Source organism: Mesorhizobium sp. M0633 (assembly GCF_040320645.1).
GTDB lineage: Bacteria > Pseudomonadota > Alphaproteobacteria > Rhizobiales > Rhizobiaceae > Mesorhizobium.
Genome location: NZ_JAMYQC010000014.1, coordinates 72,880 through 90,334, shown reverse-complemented (window position 1 = coordinate 90,334; position 17,455 = coordinate 72,880). Strand labels below are relative to the sequence as shown.

The following is a 17,455-nucleotide window of genomic DNA, read 5'->3' as shown; positions in this document are numbered from 1 at the left end:
AGGCAAATTGTATGTCCTTCGACGTTGGAAAGTTCGTGGCGGCTGCATAGCCAGATCTTAATTCTCTTTGCGAGGGTAAGCGCACCTCTTTGCGGCTGCTTAACGTGTCGTAATACCGATAAGCTGCAGGGCGAGATGCTTGATCAATCGCTAGGATAGGAACTCATGGCCGGTGATTGGAAGGAGTATCAGGAAGAAACGGCGGAGTTCTTCCGTTCGCTTGGTCTGGCAGCGTCCACAGACGTGACGATGAAAGGCGTCCGGACAGAGCATGATGTCGATGTGCTGGTGGAAATCGACATGGCGGGGTTCACGGTCAGGTGGATTGTTGAATGCAAACACTGGAAGCACCCAGTAAACAAGCTTCACGTTCTGGCCCTCAGGGAGATCGTTTCCGACCTGGGGGCTGATCGAGGCATTATTCTTTGTGAGGTCGGGTTCCAGTCAGGCGCTGTCGAAGCAGCCAGCCTTACCAACGTCCAGGTAAGCTCGCTTTGCGAGTTGAGCACGTCATCCCGTGATGCCATCGCTTCCTTCCAACTTAGGGAGTTGTTTGATCGAGCCGGGGTTTGCCGCGAGAGATATTGGCAGATTCCTAAAGCTAGGCGCATCGAGAAGGGTCTACGCCCCGACCTTGGTGATGCGCACCTTTACTCCGGCATCTTTGTCGTGGAGGTCGTCGAGAGGTATCTCAGCCTTGCCTTTCGGGGAGCGTTCCCCATCGCTTTGGATCTGTTCGACATTATGAAACTCGATCGGAAAGCACCCAAAACCCTCAGTAACCCCAGCGAGGTTCTTTCAGCGTTCGAACCTCTGATAGCCGAACTGGAGGGTATGCTCGATGCAGCAGAGGGATAGTTCATCTTTTTTCGGAAGAACCGCGCGGCCCATATCTACCGAGGCTTCAGCGCTCGTTTCGCGCCAACCTGCTTGCCTGCATTCCAAGCTCGTCGTTCCTGCACTGCAGGATCATATTGTGACAGTCCCATCGCATTTCTCCATCGACACCATTGGCCCGAGGGAAAACGAACGATCGAAGACACCTTTTGGGCGGCAAGCGGAACGCCTGCTATAAGAGGGTAAGCTCGGGAACCCAGTCGTCGCGCATATGGTCAAGACCGCGGATCAGCGTTGACCTATGCGTCCGCGTGGAACATCGGCAAACGATTTCCGAGGTCGCCGCGCGCGAGCCGCCCCTTGGACCCGTTTCCGCACTCAGTGCAGTCGAAGGACCTGCGTGGCGAGTCGAGCGAAACGTGACGCGCGCGTGGATCGAACCGCATGTAGGCCGTTGACGCATCGCCATTGGTCAAGCCGGTCATGTAGAACAAGAAGTCATTGGCCGCCTGCGCCGCACCGACAGCGTTGAGGGTGATGACGCTCGGCGATGCCACCTGCTGCTCGTCTACGTAACGCTGTGCGTTGCGCTCCCGTTCGGTCTGCGCTTCTTCCTGAAGCTTGGCGCGATTGATCAGCTGGTTACACCACAGACAACCGCATTCCGGTGTGATCGGACGGACAATCGTATGAACGCCCGTCAGCTGTCCGGTGGTCTTATTGTGGACGACCTTGCTGCCGACCTGCACACCCGGGACCAGATACTGATGGACGATGGCGTTCATCAGAAGCCGCGCGCGCATGGTGTCGGCAGCAAGAAACAGGTAATCGCAATCTAGAAGCTTGGCCGCGACCTCCGGCTGCAAAACGTCTGCCTGCAACGCTTCCACGATCGCCGAACGATTGGCCGCGCGGATAACGCGCGAGGCGATTCTCACCTTCGGCGTCGCGGTCGATGCCGCGAATCGGCGCATCCATTCCGGCCACGGAGACCGCACAAGAAAAGTCCGCGCATCCCACCGCGTTGCGCCAACGACACGCGGCAGGTTAGTGACCTCGATACGGTCGGGATCAATCAAGATGAAATGCCCGACGCCGAGATGGGCCAGATACTGAGCAAGCAGTGATCCGACGCCGCCAACGCCGATGATGCCCACTTTCGCGTTCGCCAAAATATGCTGCCCCGCATCTCCGAAGAGACGAACCTGCCGGTCATAACCGGCATCAGCCACGTGTGGGATGGTCGGCGGCGCGGGTGCAATGATCCGACGGCGGCGGCCGATGATAGACGCGTCACTGATTTCGACGCGGCTTTGATCGGGCAGCCAGACGTCGCCCGCAACCGCTTGGTCTGCGAAAACGAGCGCGCCCACAGGCATGCCGCCAGTAAGATCGAGCAGGGCGGGATAACCACGCTCGTGGCTACGGAAATCGTCTCCCGAGAAGCCGACACTGGTCGAGCCGCCATGGTTATGGATGGCAAGATAGACCAGCTTTTCGTCGCGGCATTCCAGAACCCGTTCGCGGATGAAATCCGCGCGCAACATCCGATAGCCGCGCTTTCCTGGCACGTAATCCACGCCATCCCGCGCAAGAAACAAACTGCGTGCAAGAAGCCGGATTCTGCCATCCGACGTGCGAGCCATCCCGGCTGCGATGACCGCGCCGTGTTCATCATGATCGCCTGGAAACAGATGGGCATGCAGGCGGTCATATATGCCTTCAGGAATCGTCAGGTGCCAAGAGCGGCCCTTCAGCGGGATTTCAACCATCGCAGCACCTTCAAAGCTTTCAAGAGAGGGGTTTCAAGGTCGGAACCGGCATCACGCTTATTGGCCCGCCGCGAAATCTGAACCGCTGCGCGTGAGCCGATTACGTCGCCGACGACGACGCCGGGCTGGGGGAATTGATGTGAGGCCGTGATGGCTTCGCCAAGATCGAGGCCGTCGGCCCGCTTCAAGTCGCCGCGGACGAAATGCGGATAAACATCGGCATAGGGGCAGGCGTGGGTAATGTGGAAACCAACCCAGGTATCTCCCTGTGCGTAAGGCTTGCCGAGCACCACACCATCCACGATGACGACGGCTCCGCCGTCCTTGTCCGGACCGACAAGGACAGCGCCAGCGCCGAAATGGCGTTTGATATCGTCAACGGCCTCGGCCACTTCCGGTGTCATCGCCGCGACCATTAGGAATTGTCGTCGTCGGCAATGGCGACGTACTTCTGGCCTTTCTTCACCTTCACCGGATCATTGTCGCCGATGATTTGCGTTTCGCCATGGCGCTTCTCAAGGCTCAGCACGAAGTCGAGCTGGATGTTGACGCCCTGCGCGATCGCCGCCTGCTTGATGTCGAGACCGGTGTGTTCGCCACGCTCCATCACCACGCGCTTCGTGTTTACCGAGATTTCCACCAGCTTCTCGACCGCACGAATGCGAAACTTCTCCAAGCCGGGCGCGGAAAGATCGACCATCTGGTCATCGTCGATTTCCTCGTCGATCTCATCCTCGCGCTCACGCACGACGATGAAGCGGTCGCGGTCCTTGTTGGCGAGACGCTTGAGAGTGATCCCGTTGATGAAGGCGACCAGCCATTCCTGACGAACGCCTTCCAACTCGAAAAAGAACGCCACATCCGTCTTGGCAACGATGAAGCGTTCCTTGCCGTCACCGCGCAGATCGGTCGTTTCGTTGAGCCGCAGCGGTTCGAGATCGCCGCTATCCAGCCACTGGAGGACCGCGTGGTCCTCGGCGGGCTGATGACCCGCGGCCATGACGATCTGCTGGCCGGTGGGCTTCGGGTCATCTATGTCAATGACGCGAAAATCAAGGTCCGGCCCCGAAACGTTGATCTTAAACCGCTCCTGCTGGCCGTTCAGAGCGGCCCTCTCCAATACATTTTCCATGTGAACCCCTGTTCCTTACGTGTTGACCGTGAGTCGCGAATATGCGACCACTGGATTACATGTAAGACACCACAGTCCGGATGGGCTGTCAACCAGTGTCTTACATGTCAACCACGAAGGAGGAGCCTATCGTATGGAAATCCTGGAAAACCTGGGGCGCCGCGTCATGGAAAAGCGGGGCACACAGGGTATCCGAGCTGCCGCAAAGGAAATCGGTATAAGTCACGCCACGTTATCTCGAGTCGAACGGGGATTTCTTCCAGACCTCGAGAACTACAGAAAGATCTGCAAATGGCTTGGAGTGGAGCCGGAAGGTGCAGCGCTACGATTGGGTGGGTCCCCTCGATCGGGGGTTGCGCAGGTCCACTTCAGAAAAGACCCAACAACTTCACCGGAAACAGCTCAGGCACTCGCGGAGCTGATTCTGGCCGCGCAGCGGGCTTTGCTGGCGGAGAAAAAGCAGGGGACTTAAGAATTGTCGCTTCTTCGTCGGGGGTTCAAGACATGGTGCGAGAACGCAGCGCGTGGCTATCGCCGCGAGCTCGGCCTTGACCTGCATGGTGCTTTGAACGCCCGACAGCTTGCCGCCCCGAGGGGAATCCGCGTCTGGGCTCCTCATGAAATTCCCGATCTCTCTGAAAACGCGCTTTATCAGCTTACAAGGAAAGACCCTTCGGGATGGTCGGCTGTGACCATCTGCGTTGAGGACATGTCGTTGATCATCACTAACGACCGCCACTCCCACGAGCGTCAGAACAACAGCATCATGCACGAGCTTTCTCACATCATTCTCGAACACAAGCCTGGACGCGTTTTCGTTTCGAGCACCGGGCAGATGTTGCTGAGCGAATATGATCGCGTGCAGGAGGAAGAAGCGAACTGTCTCTCAGGAACGCTACTCGTCCCTCGCGATGCGCTTCTTCACGTTCTCGATCGGGGCTCGGACATTGTCAGCGCGGCTCGACACTTTGAAGTGACCAGAGACCTGCTCCAGATGCGAATCAATCTGACTGGTGTCGGGCGTCAGCTGGCCGCGCGCAAAGCCCGATAAGTGGTCGATCCGTAAGGAATTGGATCGTCTCATTTCTGGCCGATGGCACGAAGCTGGCGAAGCCCGCGACGTGGATCCGACCTAGTCCAAGCGCCTAGCGCCTCACAGCTCTGTTAGCCGCTCAGCAATCGAAAGGCGTCCGAGCTTTGTCGCAGCTATGGTCAGGCATTGTAGAAAGTTGGTCTTCTCCATCAGGTGCCGGACTTCTTCTCGCGGATTGTTCGCCACTCCGTGCTCCCTGCGCTTTCGCGCTACGCTCGCCTCATAATATTCGCAGAAAATCCGGTCGCGCCCGAGATAGAACGCCGTTTCGAGGTCGGCCAGTTTCTCTGCGGGCAACCATTCGGCCAATCTCGTCACGACGTCGGCAAGGACGGCCATATGTTCTTGCATCGCCTCGAACCGTCCAGGCCCGAAATAGTCCAGGCTCGAACTATCGGCCGGCGCTTCTCGTTTCGGATGTACGCGGCGCCATTCAGCTACGATCCCAACGATGTCCTCGTCGGACAGATGCAGTAGCGGGGTCTCTACGCCTAGGATTGCTGACATCTCCCGGTTTTCTTGAACCTTGTCGAGTGCCAATGAAAACTGGCGGTTCCCCAGACTAAAGCGCTCCTTGATAGCCGACTTCTGCAGGTCAAACTCGTCTCTGTTCCAGCGATCTCGCGGAGGCATCAGCTTGGCGATCGTCAGCAAGTCGCTCCGAGAACAGCGACTCGTATAAGAGCTGGTCGCTCGTTCGCTCAGAAAATCCACCGTCCGATACTGGAGATCGGCAATTAGCCTCTGCAACACGCGCAGGCTAGCTTGAATGAGCTGCAGATTGGCAAGCGTGTATTTCGCCATGCTCGGATCGTTGTCGCTGTTACGGTGATACCGCAATTCCTGACCGTCGGAATCAATCCGGGAGAGGCTTTCAATGAAGGGTTCGAGCGCGGCCACGGTATAGCGAAGCTTCTCGTCGCCAATACCAGCTTCACTCAGACGGTCCCAATGACCCTTTATGTTGTGATCGCGCCTACGCCCGTTTCCGTTGACGACATTGACCGCGACGAGACGGTCAGTCGCGAATTTCAAGGCCAGTTCGATTGCATGCCGCGCATTGTACAGGATTGGCAGCACGAGAGTGTCGCGTTTGGCGAACATCTGTTTTTCGATGACTGCGTCAACGAGCTCGATCGCGGCCTCGATGTACCCATCAATGTAATTCTCTTCTTCACCCTGTCGCCCGATGCACGCGTTCCAATCGGGATCTCCGACAAATTTGAAGAAGGGATCATTTGCGTAAGGACCGGCCTCATCCATGTTTTCAAAGTCTCTCTTTACGGTCTGCCGCTAGGGCTGTTTGTAAGGCAGGAATGGCCGGACATCGACTCTGGGCGCCCGCTTAAAGCCGGCCGGGCTTTTTTTGAGCCGAGCCGCTTCGACGTCTCGGTCCTGAAGGGCTCACCATGGCGTGTGGGGTCTGCGGCCATAAGGCCACTGGGGCTAAACCCTCCGCCCTGCTCCGGCGAAAACCGGGCGTGCCGTCGTTTCGTTTCTGCTCGAACCGAGAGCGGCAATGTCTGCTTTCTGGAAGCAGAAAAGCTGGCGTCAACGACCGACATGAGGCGCAGGCTGTCATGCACGGCTCCGTTTGCGAGAGTCTGCTTCGGGTCAAACAATGTCCTTCATCGGATCTGCTCCAGGTGGAAGGGTCAATGGGCTTCGAGCTGCGACTCGGCATCGCGTCCACGATCTAGTAGCAAATTCGATTCGAGCCGCCGGGGACCCTGAAAATCCTTGTTCGAGTTTCGATATTGGCAATCATCCTCTATCATCTTGCAAGGACGATATTGGATGTACCTTTGTTCGGCTAGTCCGCAGGAGGATTGGATGGCGCGCATTCCGACGGATTGGGGCTTGCCGGACTGGCGAGACGCTAATGCGTACGGCAATGTGTCCGTGTGGTGTGACCATCGGTGGCGATGGGAGTTCACTCGTCGGCGTGACGATATTCGAAAAGCCTTTCTCCAATACGCTGACGAAACCCACAAATCCCTCATGGCCTCGTCGGGGTACGCGGAGATACGCCCAGAGGATGGCAAGACCCCTGACGATCCCGGCTTCTTGGCGATGACGCCACTTAGGGCAATGTTCGGTATGACTGGTATCCCGAACCCCGCCATTTCAGACCAGCCATTGCTAGAGGGTCTGTTCACAAAGGAGCACGGGGACGCCTACGAAGGCCACGGCAAGGATTACTTGAAAATCGACGAGTGGACGCCGGTGTTCTTGCCCGAGGGCACGCTGGCTATTGTCTTCGATCTCCTCCGGCCGCTCGCGCCGCAGATCGAAGCCGCCCGGGCAACCCTGAAGCGTTACGGAAAGCCTCGACAGCGGCGAAAGCCTGATAGGGTGAGGGTGTGGCTAACCTACCTCCGGGTTTTAGATGCCAGAGAGGCAAAAGCTAGTCTAAGCGAAATTGCGAGCGTGGTCCTGAACAAGAATAAATCGGACCAGGACAGTGCTCCCCAAGCTGCCAAGGAAACTTGGGATCAGGCTCGAGCCCTAATGTTTAACTGGCCAGATTAGGACTTAATTCCGGTTCACCAAATCCTCGGATATGTCCCAGCCCATCCATCGACGCCACACGGCATTTATGGATGGAGCGGAAGACACGTCGCGGGCTGGTGGGGAAACTCGCCAAATCACCCGTGCCCAGGTGACCTTCTTCTACGACTTCATATGTTTCGTAGAAGAAGGTGTTCCCGAAACTCTGCTCCTGAACACGGTCCGCGGGAACGCGGCCGAAGCGTGAAACGAGTCAGTTAACAGGAGTTTTGTGATGACGACGCAGATAACTTTCAGCCCAGAACCTATGATGTCTGAGGTTGTGGCAGCCTTGATGAAACACCCTCGCATTTCCACCCGCCGCCTGCAGGAACAAGTCTCTGCACTGAAGACGGCGGAGGAATGGTCCGGTAGGCGCCTCCAGTGCATCCAGGCGAGCGTCCCGGCCTTGCGGGATCTTTTCGAACCCCTCGAGTCAAAAGCGTTGGGCGTTAGCCGCAAACGCTTGGCCAACGTGAGGAGTCTGTGCTTGAGCGCGCTTGCAAAAAGCGAAGCGCTTTCTGGCACGCTGGCCAAACGTGCGCAGCGTCGCCCGAAGCCACCGGAGTGGGCAGAGCTCTGGAACAAACTGCGGCTTCCTGTCCAGCAGAACAGCCTCTCTCGGCTGGTCAACTGGTGCAGCCGTGCCGGCATCGCTCCGCATGATGTGAATTCGCGGGTTATCGACCGCGTCATGGCCGACATGGCGAACACGTCGCTACGGCCAAACCAGTATCAAGTTCGTCGCACCATGACAAAAACCTGGAACGAGATCGGCGATATCTTTCCGGAAAAGAACCTCCAGAAGGTTGCCGTGCCGCCATCCCGGTTGCGTAGGACGCGCATCCCAATTGCGTCGCTCCCTCAAGGTTTCATGGACGACTGGCACGATTTCGCGTGTTGGGCCAACGGCAATGACGTGTTCGCCGATAAGCGCCGGCCTCATCCACTTAAGCAGTCTACCCTCGACATTATGTTCTGTCGTGTGCATCTCGCTGCGAGCTTGCTTGTCGCAACAGGAGTCGACGTTGCGAGTATCTGGAGCTTGTCGGATCTCGTCGGAATCGACACCTTCAAGAAAATTCTCCGTCAGCTTCATGCGAAGACGAAGGGCCAGCCCAATTATGACGCGTTCTTTACCGCAACATCATTGATTCAGATCGCGCGCGAATGGGTCAAGGTTGCTCCTGATCATCTCGCGAAAATGAAAGAGCTGATCAAGGTGTTGCCCCGGCCTGAATTTGAGATGAGCCGGAAAAACAAGCTTCTTGTGCTGAAATTCAACGACCCGGTCCTCTATGAGCGTTACCTGACGGCTCCAGACAAGATCTGGCACGAAATTCAAAGAGGCTGCAAACGAGGTCGTCTGCGGTTGGCTGAGGCCCAGGCCGCGCTGGCGTTGAGCGTCCTGATGTATATGCCGATCCGGCTCGGAAATCTGACTTCGCTGGCCTTCGATGAACATCTGTTCCTCCGGCAGGATGGAACATCGACATTGTTGATCACCGCCGCAGAGACGAAGACCAAGGAGGATGTCGAGTTCGACATTCCTCCTGCGGTTGCGACACGCCTGATCGAATATCGCGATGTGATCGCACCGGCGGTAATCGGTCGTAAACCGAAGTACTTGTTCTCCAATGTTGACGGCAGCGTGAAAGGCTTCGCTGGGGTTCGCTATCTCGTGCAGCGCTACCTTAAACTGTACGTGGGCATCCACATGAACCCACACGCTTTCCGGCACCTGGCGGCCAAGTTGATCTTGGATCAAAATCCTGGCGGGCACGTCGTGGTGCAGCATCTTCTCGGCCACAAGAGCTTGGCGACGACTGCCACGTTCTATGCCGGCCGGGACACACCCCGTGCCGGGCGTCACCATCATGCGCTCCTGACAAAGGCGCTCGACGAGCGGCGTGCGAACCGGGCTCGCTCAAAGCTCGCCCGCCCGAGCCGTCGTGCAAGTGCGCAAGCATGACGCGCCATCTTAACATCGGCATGCCATTCGGCGATTGGCCCGTGCGGGACCGACAGCTCTTTGCGCGTGCATTCGAGAATGTCGACGTCTTCGAGAGGAGGCCAGCCCTGGCCCCCTCAACCAAATACGGTCGGAAATCAGACTACGGCCGGTGGCTTGGCTTCCTGTTCCAAGCATTTCCGGAAGCTCTTGAACACGCGCCTCAGGAGCGCGTCGATCAAAGCCGGGTCGAGGACTACGTCGCGTATCTGCGCCAAAACTGTCGCGACACGACAGTGGCTCACTGCCTGGGGCGATTGTTCTATACGGTCCGAGCGATGTGCCCCGATCATGACTTCCAGTGGCTCTACCGCACGATGAGGCTGATTGCCGTAAAAGCTGAACCGATCAAGCACCCTCAGGTCTTGAGTTCGGATCTCTATCCCATTGGCTTTCGGCTAATGGATCGTGCCATGGTCAAGGCCAAAGCTTTGGGGCGCCTGACGAAGAGTAGCGCTATGGCTTACCGCGACGGTCTGCTGATTGCCACACTGGTTGAAGCTCCAATGCGCAGGGGGCCTTTCTCCCGCCTGACTACCGACGACCATATCGTTCGGGTGGGCGCGCAATGGTGCCTGGCCGTGCCGGCGGAACTGACCAAAACCAAGACGGCACAAGAGTACCAGCTGTCTGAGCGCCTGTCGGCCTACGTCGACACCTACCTCGGGCGCATCCGCTTGGCGTTTCCGGGTGCGGACACACACAATGGACTGTGGCCGTACGAGGGGCGACCAATGACTGACAAGATGATCAGGAGGCGCATCATCAAGTGGACACGGCTCAGTCTGGGCTTTGCCGTCAGTCCTCATCGATTTCGGAACGCAGCAGCAACGTTGATATCGATCGCTGACCCTGCAAACATACGCGTAGCCAAAGATCTGCTGGGGCATCGATCGTTCAGCATGACCGAAAAGCACTACATCGGCGGGGCCCAGGCTCGCATCGCGGGTCGGGAGCTGGCGGCCGTGCTTACGACGCGCGCCGGCCTTAGTACGCGCTCCGAGTAAACTTCCCGCCTAATTAGCCCTTACCAGCGGCAACGAAAAGTCATCGTCCCATCGCCCGGCCCGAGCCCGGCGATGGGAGAGAAATATCGACAACGGAATCCCAATGACGAATGTGTCGTCCTGGAAACGAAATCGACCAAGACTGAAGGGCGCAATCGTTTTGGCGCGACGCCCAGACGAGAACGGCCTCGTCGGTCTTATCGAAACCAGCCTCTTCATGGTTTGGTCAGCAACGCGCGTTCGCTTCTGGTGGACGGACATCATTAGCGACGCCGCGCTTGGCCTTAGGTTCGATGTCGACAGCATGAGAGATGCCGAGGCACACGCCAGACATTGCCGAGAAGAACACCCGAACTGGGAGATCACAGTTTGGGATGTGCACGATGAGAACCTTCCAATCTCAATCGATTGGAACGCATGGGCCGAGGCAGATGACAAATACAGCAATCGGAACCCGACGTTTGCGATAAAAGAATGAGCTGGTAGGGGCGCAATTACGACGCCTCGGGCATAAGATCGTCCTGAGCGCCGAGTTTCAGCGTTGCGAATGCGCATGGGAATTGACCAAAATCGGCCAGTTTAGCCCATGAGCCGGTGCAAGAATCTCTTGACTTTTCGCAGAAAGTTCTTTACGGTTCCAACTAAGTCCAAGCTACGGGGTAGCGGCGACTTTCCCCCACCCAATACTCTTAAAGCTCAGATGCGAACGCATGCGTCAGCTGGCTTTGATCTGCGCTTGAGGTCTAGGACTGCTCCTGTGTGGTCCTTGGCGCTTGCTGATAGGGGATTCTGGAACCACAGTTTAACCAAGGAGCCCACATGCCAACGCATGATAACTTCAACGACCAGCAGATGGCAATTTTGGCGCGGGCATCGGTTTCGCGACCGCAGGATCTTCCAACACCGGAGGAGAGGCTCCATTTTGCCAACACCGCGACGTTTGCGAAGCCTGGAGAGCCAGGCAATGAGCTTCGACTCAATCTCGACAGTCGCCGAATGGAAGAGGAAGGCGTTCAGCCCGTCTCGCGGATCGAGCTCCAGCACAAGGTCGACTCCGTTTCGCAAGGTCGGTTTGAGCGGTCGACAAATTGCTCAACCAGGTCGATGACTGACGCCGAATACGTTGCTTCGATGCGTGCTGTGCTGCCTTTTGCCGACGAGGATTCGGCAGTGATCATCACCAGGATGCTTCCCCACTACATCAAAGCCGATAACTAAATTTTCCGCATAGCAGAGCGGCTGACCGGCCAAAGGCGAATGGATCGGAATAGCGGGTCGTGACCCGAAGCAGACTCTCGCAAACGGAGCCGTGCATGACAGCTTTGCGCCTAAAAATGGACGTCAGGCTCGTACTTGCGTTTCGCCAAAAGCTGACATTGTGGGGACGGGGCGGTTTTGTGCGCCCAGCTGTCGGCGCGGTTCGCCAAGGAGTTCTATCTGCGGGCGGAGATGGCTTTGGATTGATCGTCGGAAATGATCAGTGGCCATCTTTCTCTGTATCTTGCTGTCATCGATCAGCAATCGCAGGTGTCCTATATGTCACCTCTAAACGCCGCAGCGGAACTCACCATCTAGGCCGCTTCGCTCTAAGATCAATAGTCATCCGCCCACCGCCCCAGCGGTCAAGCCGCGCACAACAAAGCGCTGCGCGACCACGTAAAGAACAAGTGTCGGGAGTTGCCCAACGAGCAGTGCCGCCGCAGGAAGGTTCCAGGACACAAAGTATTGGCTCAGCTGCACTGGCAGAACGCCCACCGAAACGGGCCAGCTCGAGGAGCTGTTGAGTAGAACAACAGCGAAAAGGAACTCGTTCCAGATGTTTATGAACTGGAGCACCAGAACGGTGGCCAGCGCTGGGCCACTTAGCGGAATTATTATGCGCAGAAGCACGCCCGTATCGCTGCAACCATCCAGGCGAGCGCTCTCGTCAAGCGACCGCGGGATGCCAGCGAAGAAGCCGCGGAAAATGAGCAGGCTAAACGGAATTCCATAAACTCCGTGGATCACGACGAGGCCCGGCAGCGAACCCGCAAGCCCGATCGACCCGGCGATTCGATACAGCGGCAAGATGACCATCTGCTGCGGGACCATTAGCCCAACCAGGAAGAAGACAAAAATTGCGTCAGCGAACGGAATGCGGCGGCGCGCGATGAAAAACGCGATCGGAAAGATGATCGCCACATTGATAAGCGCGCCTCCTGCCGCAAGCACGAGGCTGTTGCCCAGCAGGTTCGGCATGTCGAGCATCTTCCACGCGCGAGCGTAGGCCTCGAACGTGGGCGGCAGGGCAGGAGAAAATGGACTTTCGCGGATATCTGCGTCCGATTTAAACGACGTCTGCAGCGAGAGCCAGAAGGGATAAAGCCACACCAAGACCACGATGCCAGCTGCCACCGAGGCGGTGATCGAGTACCGGCGCTTCGAGCGCGGTCGCGAAGTCTGCTTGCCGGGAAGCACTGTCTCAGGCATACGGAGCGAGTTTCGCTGACGAGGCCGACCGCTATCAATCATCTGATGCTTTATGCGTTGCCACTCGGCGAACATAGACGATTGCAAACGCGAGTCCGAGGAAGAGGATGACTACAGCGATCGCGGCCCCGTAGCCTTGGTTAAGGTTCACGAACGTCTGGACATACATGAGAAAAGCCAGAAGCGAACTCGCATTGTCCGGACCGCCCTTTGTCACAACGTAGATAAGATCAAACGACCGAAGCGATTGAATCCCGGTCAAAGCTATGAGGACAACCATGGCTGGCCGAACCCCTGGCAGCGTAACATGGAAGAATCGTTGGAGCCTGCTCGCGCCATCGAGTTGCGCAGCTTCGTACAGCTCCTCCGGGATCTGCTGGATGCCAGCGTTGAAGAGCGCCATGCTCAGACCCGAAAACTGCCACGCAAAGACCGCAACGAGGGAGTACAGGACGAGGTTCGGATCGCCGAGCCAGTCGTGGGTCAGGAAGCCGAGGCCGATCTTGTTGAGCGCGCCGTTCAGAGCACCGAACGAACTGTTGTAAACCAGCGAGAACATGATGCCCAGCGTCACTAGGCTCATCGTGCTCGGTAGGAATATGAGTGCCCGCAGAAGAGCTCTCCCGCGGAGCGCGGGCGAGTTCAGCGCAGCGGCATAAACCAGGCCGATCGCGACCGGCACGGTCATCGTTATCACGGTCCAGATAAGCGTGTTGACGAAGGCCTTCCGGAACGCCCGATCACCCAGCATCCGGGTGTAGTTGTCGAAGCCCACCCATTCCGGCGTCGTGAAGCCATTGGTCTTGTATAGGCTCAATCGTGCGGTCATCACGATTGGGACGATTACGAGAGCCATGTAGCCAATCGCGGGGACTATTAAGTAGAGCATGGGTTGCCCTGACCATTGGGCAATCCAAGCCCGCTTGGCTAAGTTCGCGCGCGCCGAAGGTCGCCTTACCATGTGAGGCCCCGGAACCGTTCACACATGGTCTCCAGCCTAATTCCTGCGGTCGGTCACGTCCTGCACTCGCTTCGCTGCCTCCGCCGGCGTGACGGTGTTGTTGATGACGCCCTGGGTGGCATCGAGGAACTCGTTCGCGATCTCGGCGGTGAACGCAAGGTCTACGTGCATGAAGGTGTCTCCCGTCTGCGAACTCATGAAGTTTGCTAACTTGAGCATGACGCTTGGTAATTCGAGCGTCGTCAGGTCGACGTTGATGTTGGACGGGAATAGTCGGCCACCCTTCGCCAGCATCGCCTGCGCCTCCATAGAGACGTAGTAGTCAACGAAAGCAGCCGCGGCATCCTGGTGCTGCCTGTCCGACTTTGCGTTGATCATAAGGGTATTCTCGGCATAGATTTCCATCGTGCTTTGCTTCCCGCTCGCGGCGGGGAAGGGGAAGTAGTCGATCTTTGCTGTCGAGGCCGAGTTCCACTCGGCAAGCGTGCCTGGAAACCAGTTGCCCTGAACGTTCATCGCCGCCTCGCCCTTCGTCCACGGGATGGTTGACTCCGCATAGCCGATCGAGTTCGGTGACCCGTAGTAGTAGTTCGCCTTGGACCAGTCTGCGAGCTTCTGCCAGGCCGCGACAAATGGTGGGTCAGTCCACTTGGCCTTACCCGCGACCAAGTTGTTGTAGACCTCGGGACCGTTCTCGGCCACGACAATCTGTGTCCAGTAGAATTGGGCCTCCCACTTCTCCTTGTTCGAGAGAATAAAAGGAGCAATGCCGTCGGCCTTGAGCTCGGCCGCAGCTGCCTCCAACTTCTCAATGGTTGTCGGAACCAGAATGCCTTCCTTCGCGAAGATATCAGGCTGGTACCAGACGGCACTGCTGGACATCATCGTGGGCACGAAGTACTTCTTGCCGTTAAAGGTCGCCAGGCCCTGGCCGAGCACGTTTAACTCCTTGTTCCACCCGTACTGCGAGTAGTAGCCGTCGAGCGGAGCGGCAAAGCCGGCGTCGATAATGTCCTTCGCGCGGCCGCCCGCCCATGAGTAGAAGACGTCCGGCGCGTTGGCACCCGTCAGCTGAGTGATCTGCTTTGTCTTGTACGTCTCGTCGTCGACAGTCGTCCGATTGACGTGGTACGTCCCTTCGAACTTCCTGTTGAACGCCTCCACGATGGCAGCGTCGGCGTCGTCACCGACTCCGGTCACGCGGGCTGAGTAGTCGATCTCGACGGCGCCGGAAGAGCTGGCCCCGGCGCCGACCGTCAACGCGACCGCTAGCGCTGCGATCCGTAATCTCTTCCTCGCAATCATGAATGTCTCCTCCCACTTGAGCCGATGGTTTGGCAGTGTAGCGCACAACGCTTCGGGTTAGGAGCGCCCTGTCGCCCCAGACTGATCGGTTGATCCGGAACATAACGAAACCAATTGAAAGAGACACGGAAACGGGCCGGACAAAGCCGGCGCTCACCCCTGCACACCCTCCACGAACCGGACTGCACCAAAGAACGGAGCGAACCGCGCTGTTGTGCTCAGTCAATCCGTGTTGCTGAGCCCGGATCCCCGTGGCATTGGCGTGTCATACTTCCGGAAGGGCGCGCGTGAGACAGAAATCTAGGCCCGAGATGCCGGCGACCGAAGAGGTTACCGAGGACATCCGCCGCGCCACGCGAAAGCACGATTCGGTGGAAGAAAACTGGGGAATCGGCTGACGGTCGAGCAGCTTTCGTTGAACCATAGCCCTTCACCCAACCCATGAACTCGCGCCGGCTGTGCCGGCCGGTATCTTGATAGTTGACCTTCAATGTCGCAGGAGACAAATTCTTATAGTGTATACACGGCCACTACCGTCGCTCTACCCATATGCTTCTAGTTGTCTTGTCGAATGTGCTCCGGCTGACTGAGTCCTCCTGGACAGCAGTGACTGTAAACCGCGCCTCCCCGGACGACACCAGCCGCCGAAGGGTCGGGCATCGCTGGAGGAGTTTCTCCTCGATATCTCGGGCCTGTTTTCCGTCGTGGCTGATCTGCGTCATTACGACGACGAGGTCAAAGCTACGCAGGCCACCCTCCGTGCTGACTTCGCCTATAGTGATCGGTTCTCCCGAAAACGGTGCTGCCAGGGATCCTTCAAACGTCGGAACGCGCGCCACATTCTCGGTCTCATCCAGGACGTCGTCTAGCGTTGCGCCAGGCAGGACAACCATCCTGTTGTCCAGAGGATCGAACAAGGTTTGGCTTATTCTGCCAAAATATCGAAACGAGGGTCGCGAGCAAGTTGCTTCTTCTAGGCGGAAGATGTCATCGCTTTGGTACCGGATGATGGGCTGCATCTGAACGAATGGGAAGAGCGCAGTAACAATTAATCTTCCCAGTGGCGCTTCATCTTCTTGGTCTGATTTGAAGGCAATCAACTCGGGTACAATTACCGGATCGAAATGGAAACCGTCGCAGTGCTTGCAGTAAGTCGCTCCGCCGAAGCATTCGCTCATACTATAGCGGTTGTGGATCTCGACGTTCCCTCACCGTTGCTCTAACCAGAGTCGGTTGGCCGGCGTAACGTATTCGCTCGTCAGGAATATCTCCCTGATCGGCTCCATCAGGTCCCTATGACCGTGCTCGCAGAGATAATGCGTCAAGACATTGAGTTGCGACACCGTTCCGACGATACTCGAGACACGCGGTGCTACACCCTCTAGCTCAAAATCCCTGGCCAGATAGGCGAGAGGGCGGTGAATTTGGTTCAGCGATATTAAATCGCTTTGCAACGCGAACACGGGAGACGGGACGGGCGTATGGACGCCGTGGCCAATATTCGAGAGGTTAAGGACAAGCGGACGCGCCCCTGAATTTGTCGGGGCCGAGAAGGCTTGCGAAAAAAACTCATCAATAAACGCGAACTCCTCGGCACTTCGATGTAAGAAAATAGAAGTTCCGCTCGTCCCTGATGTATTTTGGATAGCTGCACAAGTTAGGTTTCTGGCAACTGACGAAGATCCGGACTTTCGAAGCATCTCTCGCGTCACGATCGGCAAGTTCGGCAGATCCGCGACACTGAAGGAGGTCCCAAAGGACTGGTCCGCATACAACAACCTGTAGAACGCGGTGTTTTTAATCGCGTTAGCAATCGTTAATGGAAGGAGCTTTTCCCATAAGGCAAGATCCATGGCAAGTGTCCTTCCGCCGCGCAATAGGCGTACAGAGCCCGCCCCTTCGTCGTCTATTTGAGCCGACTGATAGCCATCGCTTCGTTGACTAACATCTGCATATGCGCTGCACGAATCTGAACCGCTTCGCCCACTGCGCCGTTGACCAACGTAACCGCCTCCGGATCGCCGTTCTCCACAGCCCTGGTGTAGAGATTGAGGAGTTCCACAATATCCACATCCAGCGAGACCGATTCAATTTTGCTTTTCATCGACGCCTCCTTTGGTTAGAGCCTCACGGATTGCTTGACTTAGCGATCAACGGTTGATTTCGGAGCCTAGTCCGTTCGTTAGCCGTGATCTAAAATCTGCGTTTGAGGAATGTCAACTGTTGATCGGTGTCGGAGCCCATCAACTGGAGCATTTGGAGTTAGAGATTCCGGCACCGGATTCCCTTAGCTGGGAGGAGCGGAGCCGATGAGTTCA

The 17,455-nt window shown here is 57.2% G+C and carries 18 protein-coding genes; 8 read left to right on the top strand and 10 right to left on the bottom strand.

Annotation, left to right across the window (positions count from 1 at the left end; genetic code table 11):
- The first annotated feature begins 165 nt into the window (after positions 1-165).
- The gene (locus NKI47_RS16935; protein WP_352591817.1) at positions 166-858 is read left to right on the top strand and encodes a restriction endonuclease; all 693 of its coding nucleotides are present in this window, start codon (positions 166-168) and stop codon (positions 856-858) included.
- A gap of 278 nt (positions 859-1,136) precedes the next feature.
- Here the strand turns inward: NKI47_RS16935 and NKI47_RS16930 are convergent, their stop codons facing one another.
- The 3 genes from NKI47_RS16930 to NKI47_RS16920 are packed head-to-tail and all read right to left on the bottom strand — an operon-like array spanning position 1,137 to position 3,741.
- Positions 1,137-2,609, bottom strand: a complete 1,473-nt coding sequence (locus NKI47_RS16930) for a ThiF family adenylyltransferase (protein WP_352591814.1) — start codon at positions 2,607-2,609, stop codon at positions 1,137-1,139.
- On the bottom strand, positions 2,591-3,025 hold the full coding sequence (locus NKI47_RS16925) for a hypothetical protein (RefSeq protein ID WP_352591811.1): 435 nt from the start codon (positions 3,023-3,025) through the stop codon (positions 2,591-2,593). The genes NKI47_RS16930 and NKI47_RS16925 overlap by 19 nt, the downstream gene beginning before the upstream one ends.
- Positions 3,025-3,741: a multiubiquitin domain-containing protein gene (locus NKI47_RS16920; RefSeq protein WP_352591808.1), complete on the bottom strand. Its 717-nt coding sequence runs from the start codon at positions 3,739-3,741 to the stop codon at positions 3,025-3,027. Before NKI47_RS16920 ends, NKI47_RS16925 begins: the two co-directional genes overlap by 1 nt.
- A 133-nt stretch (positions 3,742-3,874) precedes the next feature.
- Between NKI47_RS16920 and NKI47_RS16915 the strand changes: the two genes are divergently transcribed.
- Both NKI47_RS16915 and NKI47_RS16910 read left to right on the top strand, forming a co-directional pair.
- Positions 3,875-4,213 carry a helix-turn-helix domain-containing protein gene (locus NKI47_RS16915; RefSeq protein ID WP_352591805.1) on the top strand — a complete coding sequence of 113 codons (339 nt, stop codon included), beginning with the start codon at positions 3,875-3,877 and terminating at the stop codon, positions 4,211-4,213.
- Between the two features lie 3 nt (positions 4,214-4,216).
- Positions 4,217-4,792 (top strand): ImmA/IrrE family metallo-endopeptidase, encoded by a 576-nt coding sequence (locus NKI47_RS16910; protein WP_352591802.1) that lies wholly within the window; start codon positions 4,217-4,219, stop codon positions 4,790-4,792.
- A gap of 102 nt (positions 4,793-4,894) precedes the next feature.
- Here the strand turns inward: NKI47_RS16910 and NKI47_RS16905 are convergent, their stop codons facing one another.
- Positions 4,895-6,097 (bottom strand): hypothetical protein, encoded by a 1,203-nt coding sequence (locus NKI47_RS16905; protein WP_352591800.1) that lies wholly within the window; start codon positions 6,095-6,097, stop codon positions 4,895-4,897.
- A 570-nt stretch (positions 6,098-6,667) separates the two neighbouring features.
- Between NKI47_RS16905 and NKI47_RS16900 the strand changes: the two genes are divergently transcribed.
- From NKI47_RS16900 to NKI47_RS16880, 5 genes are all read left to right on the top strand, one after another.
- Positions 6,668-7,366 carry a hypothetical protein gene (locus NKI47_RS16900; protein ID WP_352591797.1) on the top strand — a complete coding sequence of 233 codons (699 nt, stop codon included), beginning with the start codon at positions 6,668-6,670 and terminating at the stop codon, positions 7,364-7,366.
- Positions 7,367-7,874: 508 nt separating this feature from the next.
- Positions 7,875-9,356, top strand: coding sequence for a tyrosine-type recombinase/integrase (locus NKI47_RS16895; protein ID WP_352591794.1), 1,482 nt, complete (start codon positions 7,875-7,877; stop codon positions 9,354-9,356).
- Positions 9,353-10,402, top strand: coding sequence for a tyrosine-type recombinase/integrase (locus NKI47_RS16890; protein ID WP_352591791.1), 1,050 nt, complete (start codon positions 9,353-9,355; stop codon positions 10,400-10,402). Before NKI47_RS16895 ends, NKI47_RS16890 begins: the two co-directional genes overlap by 4 nt.
- 103 nt (positions 10,403-10,505) lie before the next feature.
- Entirely contained in the window at positions 10,506-10,880 is a 375-nt protein-coding gene (locus tag NKI47_RS16885; protein WP_352591788.1) for a hypothetical protein, read from the top strand.
- Between the two features lie 341 nt (positions 10,881-11,221).
- Positions 11,222-11,620 (top strand): hypothetical protein, encoded by a 399-nt coding sequence (locus tag NKI47_RS16880; protein WP_352591785.1) that lies wholly within the window; start codon positions 11,222-11,224, stop codon positions 11,618-11,620.
- Positions 11,621-12,001: 381 nt separating this feature from the next.
- On the opposite strand, the gene NKI47_RS16875 is transcribed toward NKI47_RS16880, so the two are convergent.
- The 6 genes from NKI47_RS16875 to NKI47_RS16850 form a co-directional block, all read right to left on the bottom strand.
- A complete protein-coding gene (locus tag NKI47_RS16875) occupies positions 12,002-12,871 on the bottom strand; it encodes a carbohydrate ABC transporter permease (RefSeq protein ID WP_352591782.1) in 870 nt (289 codons plus the stop codon).
- Between the two features lie 34 nt (positions 12,872-12,905).
- Positions 12,906-13,760, bottom strand: a complete 855-nt coding sequence (locus tag NKI47_RS16870) for a carbohydrate ABC transporter permease (protein ID WP_352591779.1) — start codon at positions 13,758-13,760, stop codon at positions 12,906-12,908.
- A 108-nt stretch (positions 13,761-13,868) separates the two neighbouring features.
- A complete protein-coding gene (locus NKI47_RS16865) occupies positions 13,869-15,137 on the bottom strand; it encodes an ABC transporter substrate-binding protein (protein ID WP_352591777.1) in 1,269 nt (422 codons plus the stop codon).
- Between the two features lie 530 nt (positions 15,138-15,667).
- The gene (locus NKI47_RS16860) at positions 15,668-16,054 is read right to left on the bottom strand and encodes a hypothetical protein (RefSeq protein WP_352591774.1); all 387 of its coding nucleotides are present in this window, start codon (positions 16,052-16,054) and stop codon (positions 15,668-15,670) included.
- Positions 16,055-16,345: 291 nt separating this feature from the next.
- Positions 16,346-16,990 (bottom strand): phenylacetate--CoA ligase family protein, encoded by a 645-nt coding sequence (locus NKI47_RS16855; protein WP_352591771.1) that lies wholly within the window; start codon positions 16,988-16,990, stop codon positions 16,346-16,348.
- A gap of 53 nt (positions 16,991-17,043) precedes the next feature.
- A complete protein-coding gene (locus NKI47_RS16850) occupies positions 17,044-17,241 on the bottom strand; it encodes a hypothetical protein (protein WP_352591768.1) in 198 nt (65 codons plus the stop codon).
- Positions 17,242-17,455 lie beyond the last annotated feature (214 nt).

Excerpts from the sequence above, each read along its gene's own strand:
- NKI47_RS16930 (WP_352591814.1), bottom strand. The coding sequence starts at position 2,609 with ATGGTTGAAATCCCGCTGAAGGGCCGCTCTTGGCACCTGACGATTCCT.
- NKI47_RS16865 (WP_352591777.1), bottom strand. The coding sequence starts at position 15,137 with ATGATTGCGAGGAAGAGATTACGGATCGCAGCGCTAGCGGTCGCGTTG.
- NKI47_RS16875 (WP_352591782.1), bottom strand. The coding sequence starts at position 12,871 with ATGCCTGAGACAGTGCTTCCCGGCAAGCAGACTTCGCGACCGCGCTCG.
- NKI47_RS16885 (WP_352591788.1), top strand. The coding sequence starts at position 10,506 with ATGACGAATGTGTCGTCCTGGAAACGAAATCGACCAAGACTGAAGGGC.
- NKI47_RS16915 (WP_352591805.1), top strand. The coding sequence starts at position 3,875 with ATGGAAATCCTGGAAAACCTGGGGCGCCGCGTCATGGAAAAGCGGGGC.
- NKI47_RS16920 (WP_352591808.1), bottom strand. The coding sequence starts at position 3,741 with ATGGAAAATGTATTGGAGAGGGCCGCTCTGAACGGCCAGCAGGAGCGG.
- NKI47_RS16880 (WP_352591785.1), top strand. The coding sequence starts at position 11,222 with ATGCCAACGCATGATAACTTCAACGACCAGCAGATGGCAATTTTGGCG.
- NKI47_RS16855 (WP_352591771.1), bottom strand. The coding sequence starts at position 16,990 with ATGGATCTTGCCTTATGGGAAAAGCTCCTTCCATTAACGATTGCTAAC.
- NKI47_RS16850 (WP_352591768.1), bottom strand. The coding sequence starts at position 17,241 with ATGAAAAGCAAAATTGAATCGGTCTCGCTGGATGTGGATATTGTGGAA.
- NKI47_RS16925 (WP_352591811.1), bottom strand. The coding sequence starts at position 3,025 with ATGGTCGCGGCGATGACACCGGAAGTGGCCGAGGCCGTTGACGATATC.
- NKI47_RS16935 (WP_352591817.1), top strand. The coding sequence starts at position 166 with ATGGCCGGTGATTGGAAGGAGTATCAGGAAGAAACGGCGGAGTTCTTC.
- NKI47_RS16905 (WP_352591800.1), bottom strand. The coding sequence starts at position 6,097 with ATGGATGAGGCCGGTCCTTACGCAAATGATCCCTTCTTCAAATTTGTC.
- NKI47_RS16900 (WP_352591797.1), top strand. The coding sequence starts at position 6,668 with ATGGCGCGCATTCCGACGGATTGGGGCTTGCCGGACTGGCGAGACGCT.
- NKI47_RS16870 (WP_352591779.1), bottom strand. The coding sequence starts at position 13,760 with ATGCTCTACTTAATAGTCCCCGCGATTGGCTACATGGCTCTCGTAATC.
- NKI47_RS16890 (WP_352591791.1), top strand. The coding sequence starts at position 9,353 with ATGACGCGCCATCTTAACATCGGCATGCCATTCGGCGATTGGCCCGTG.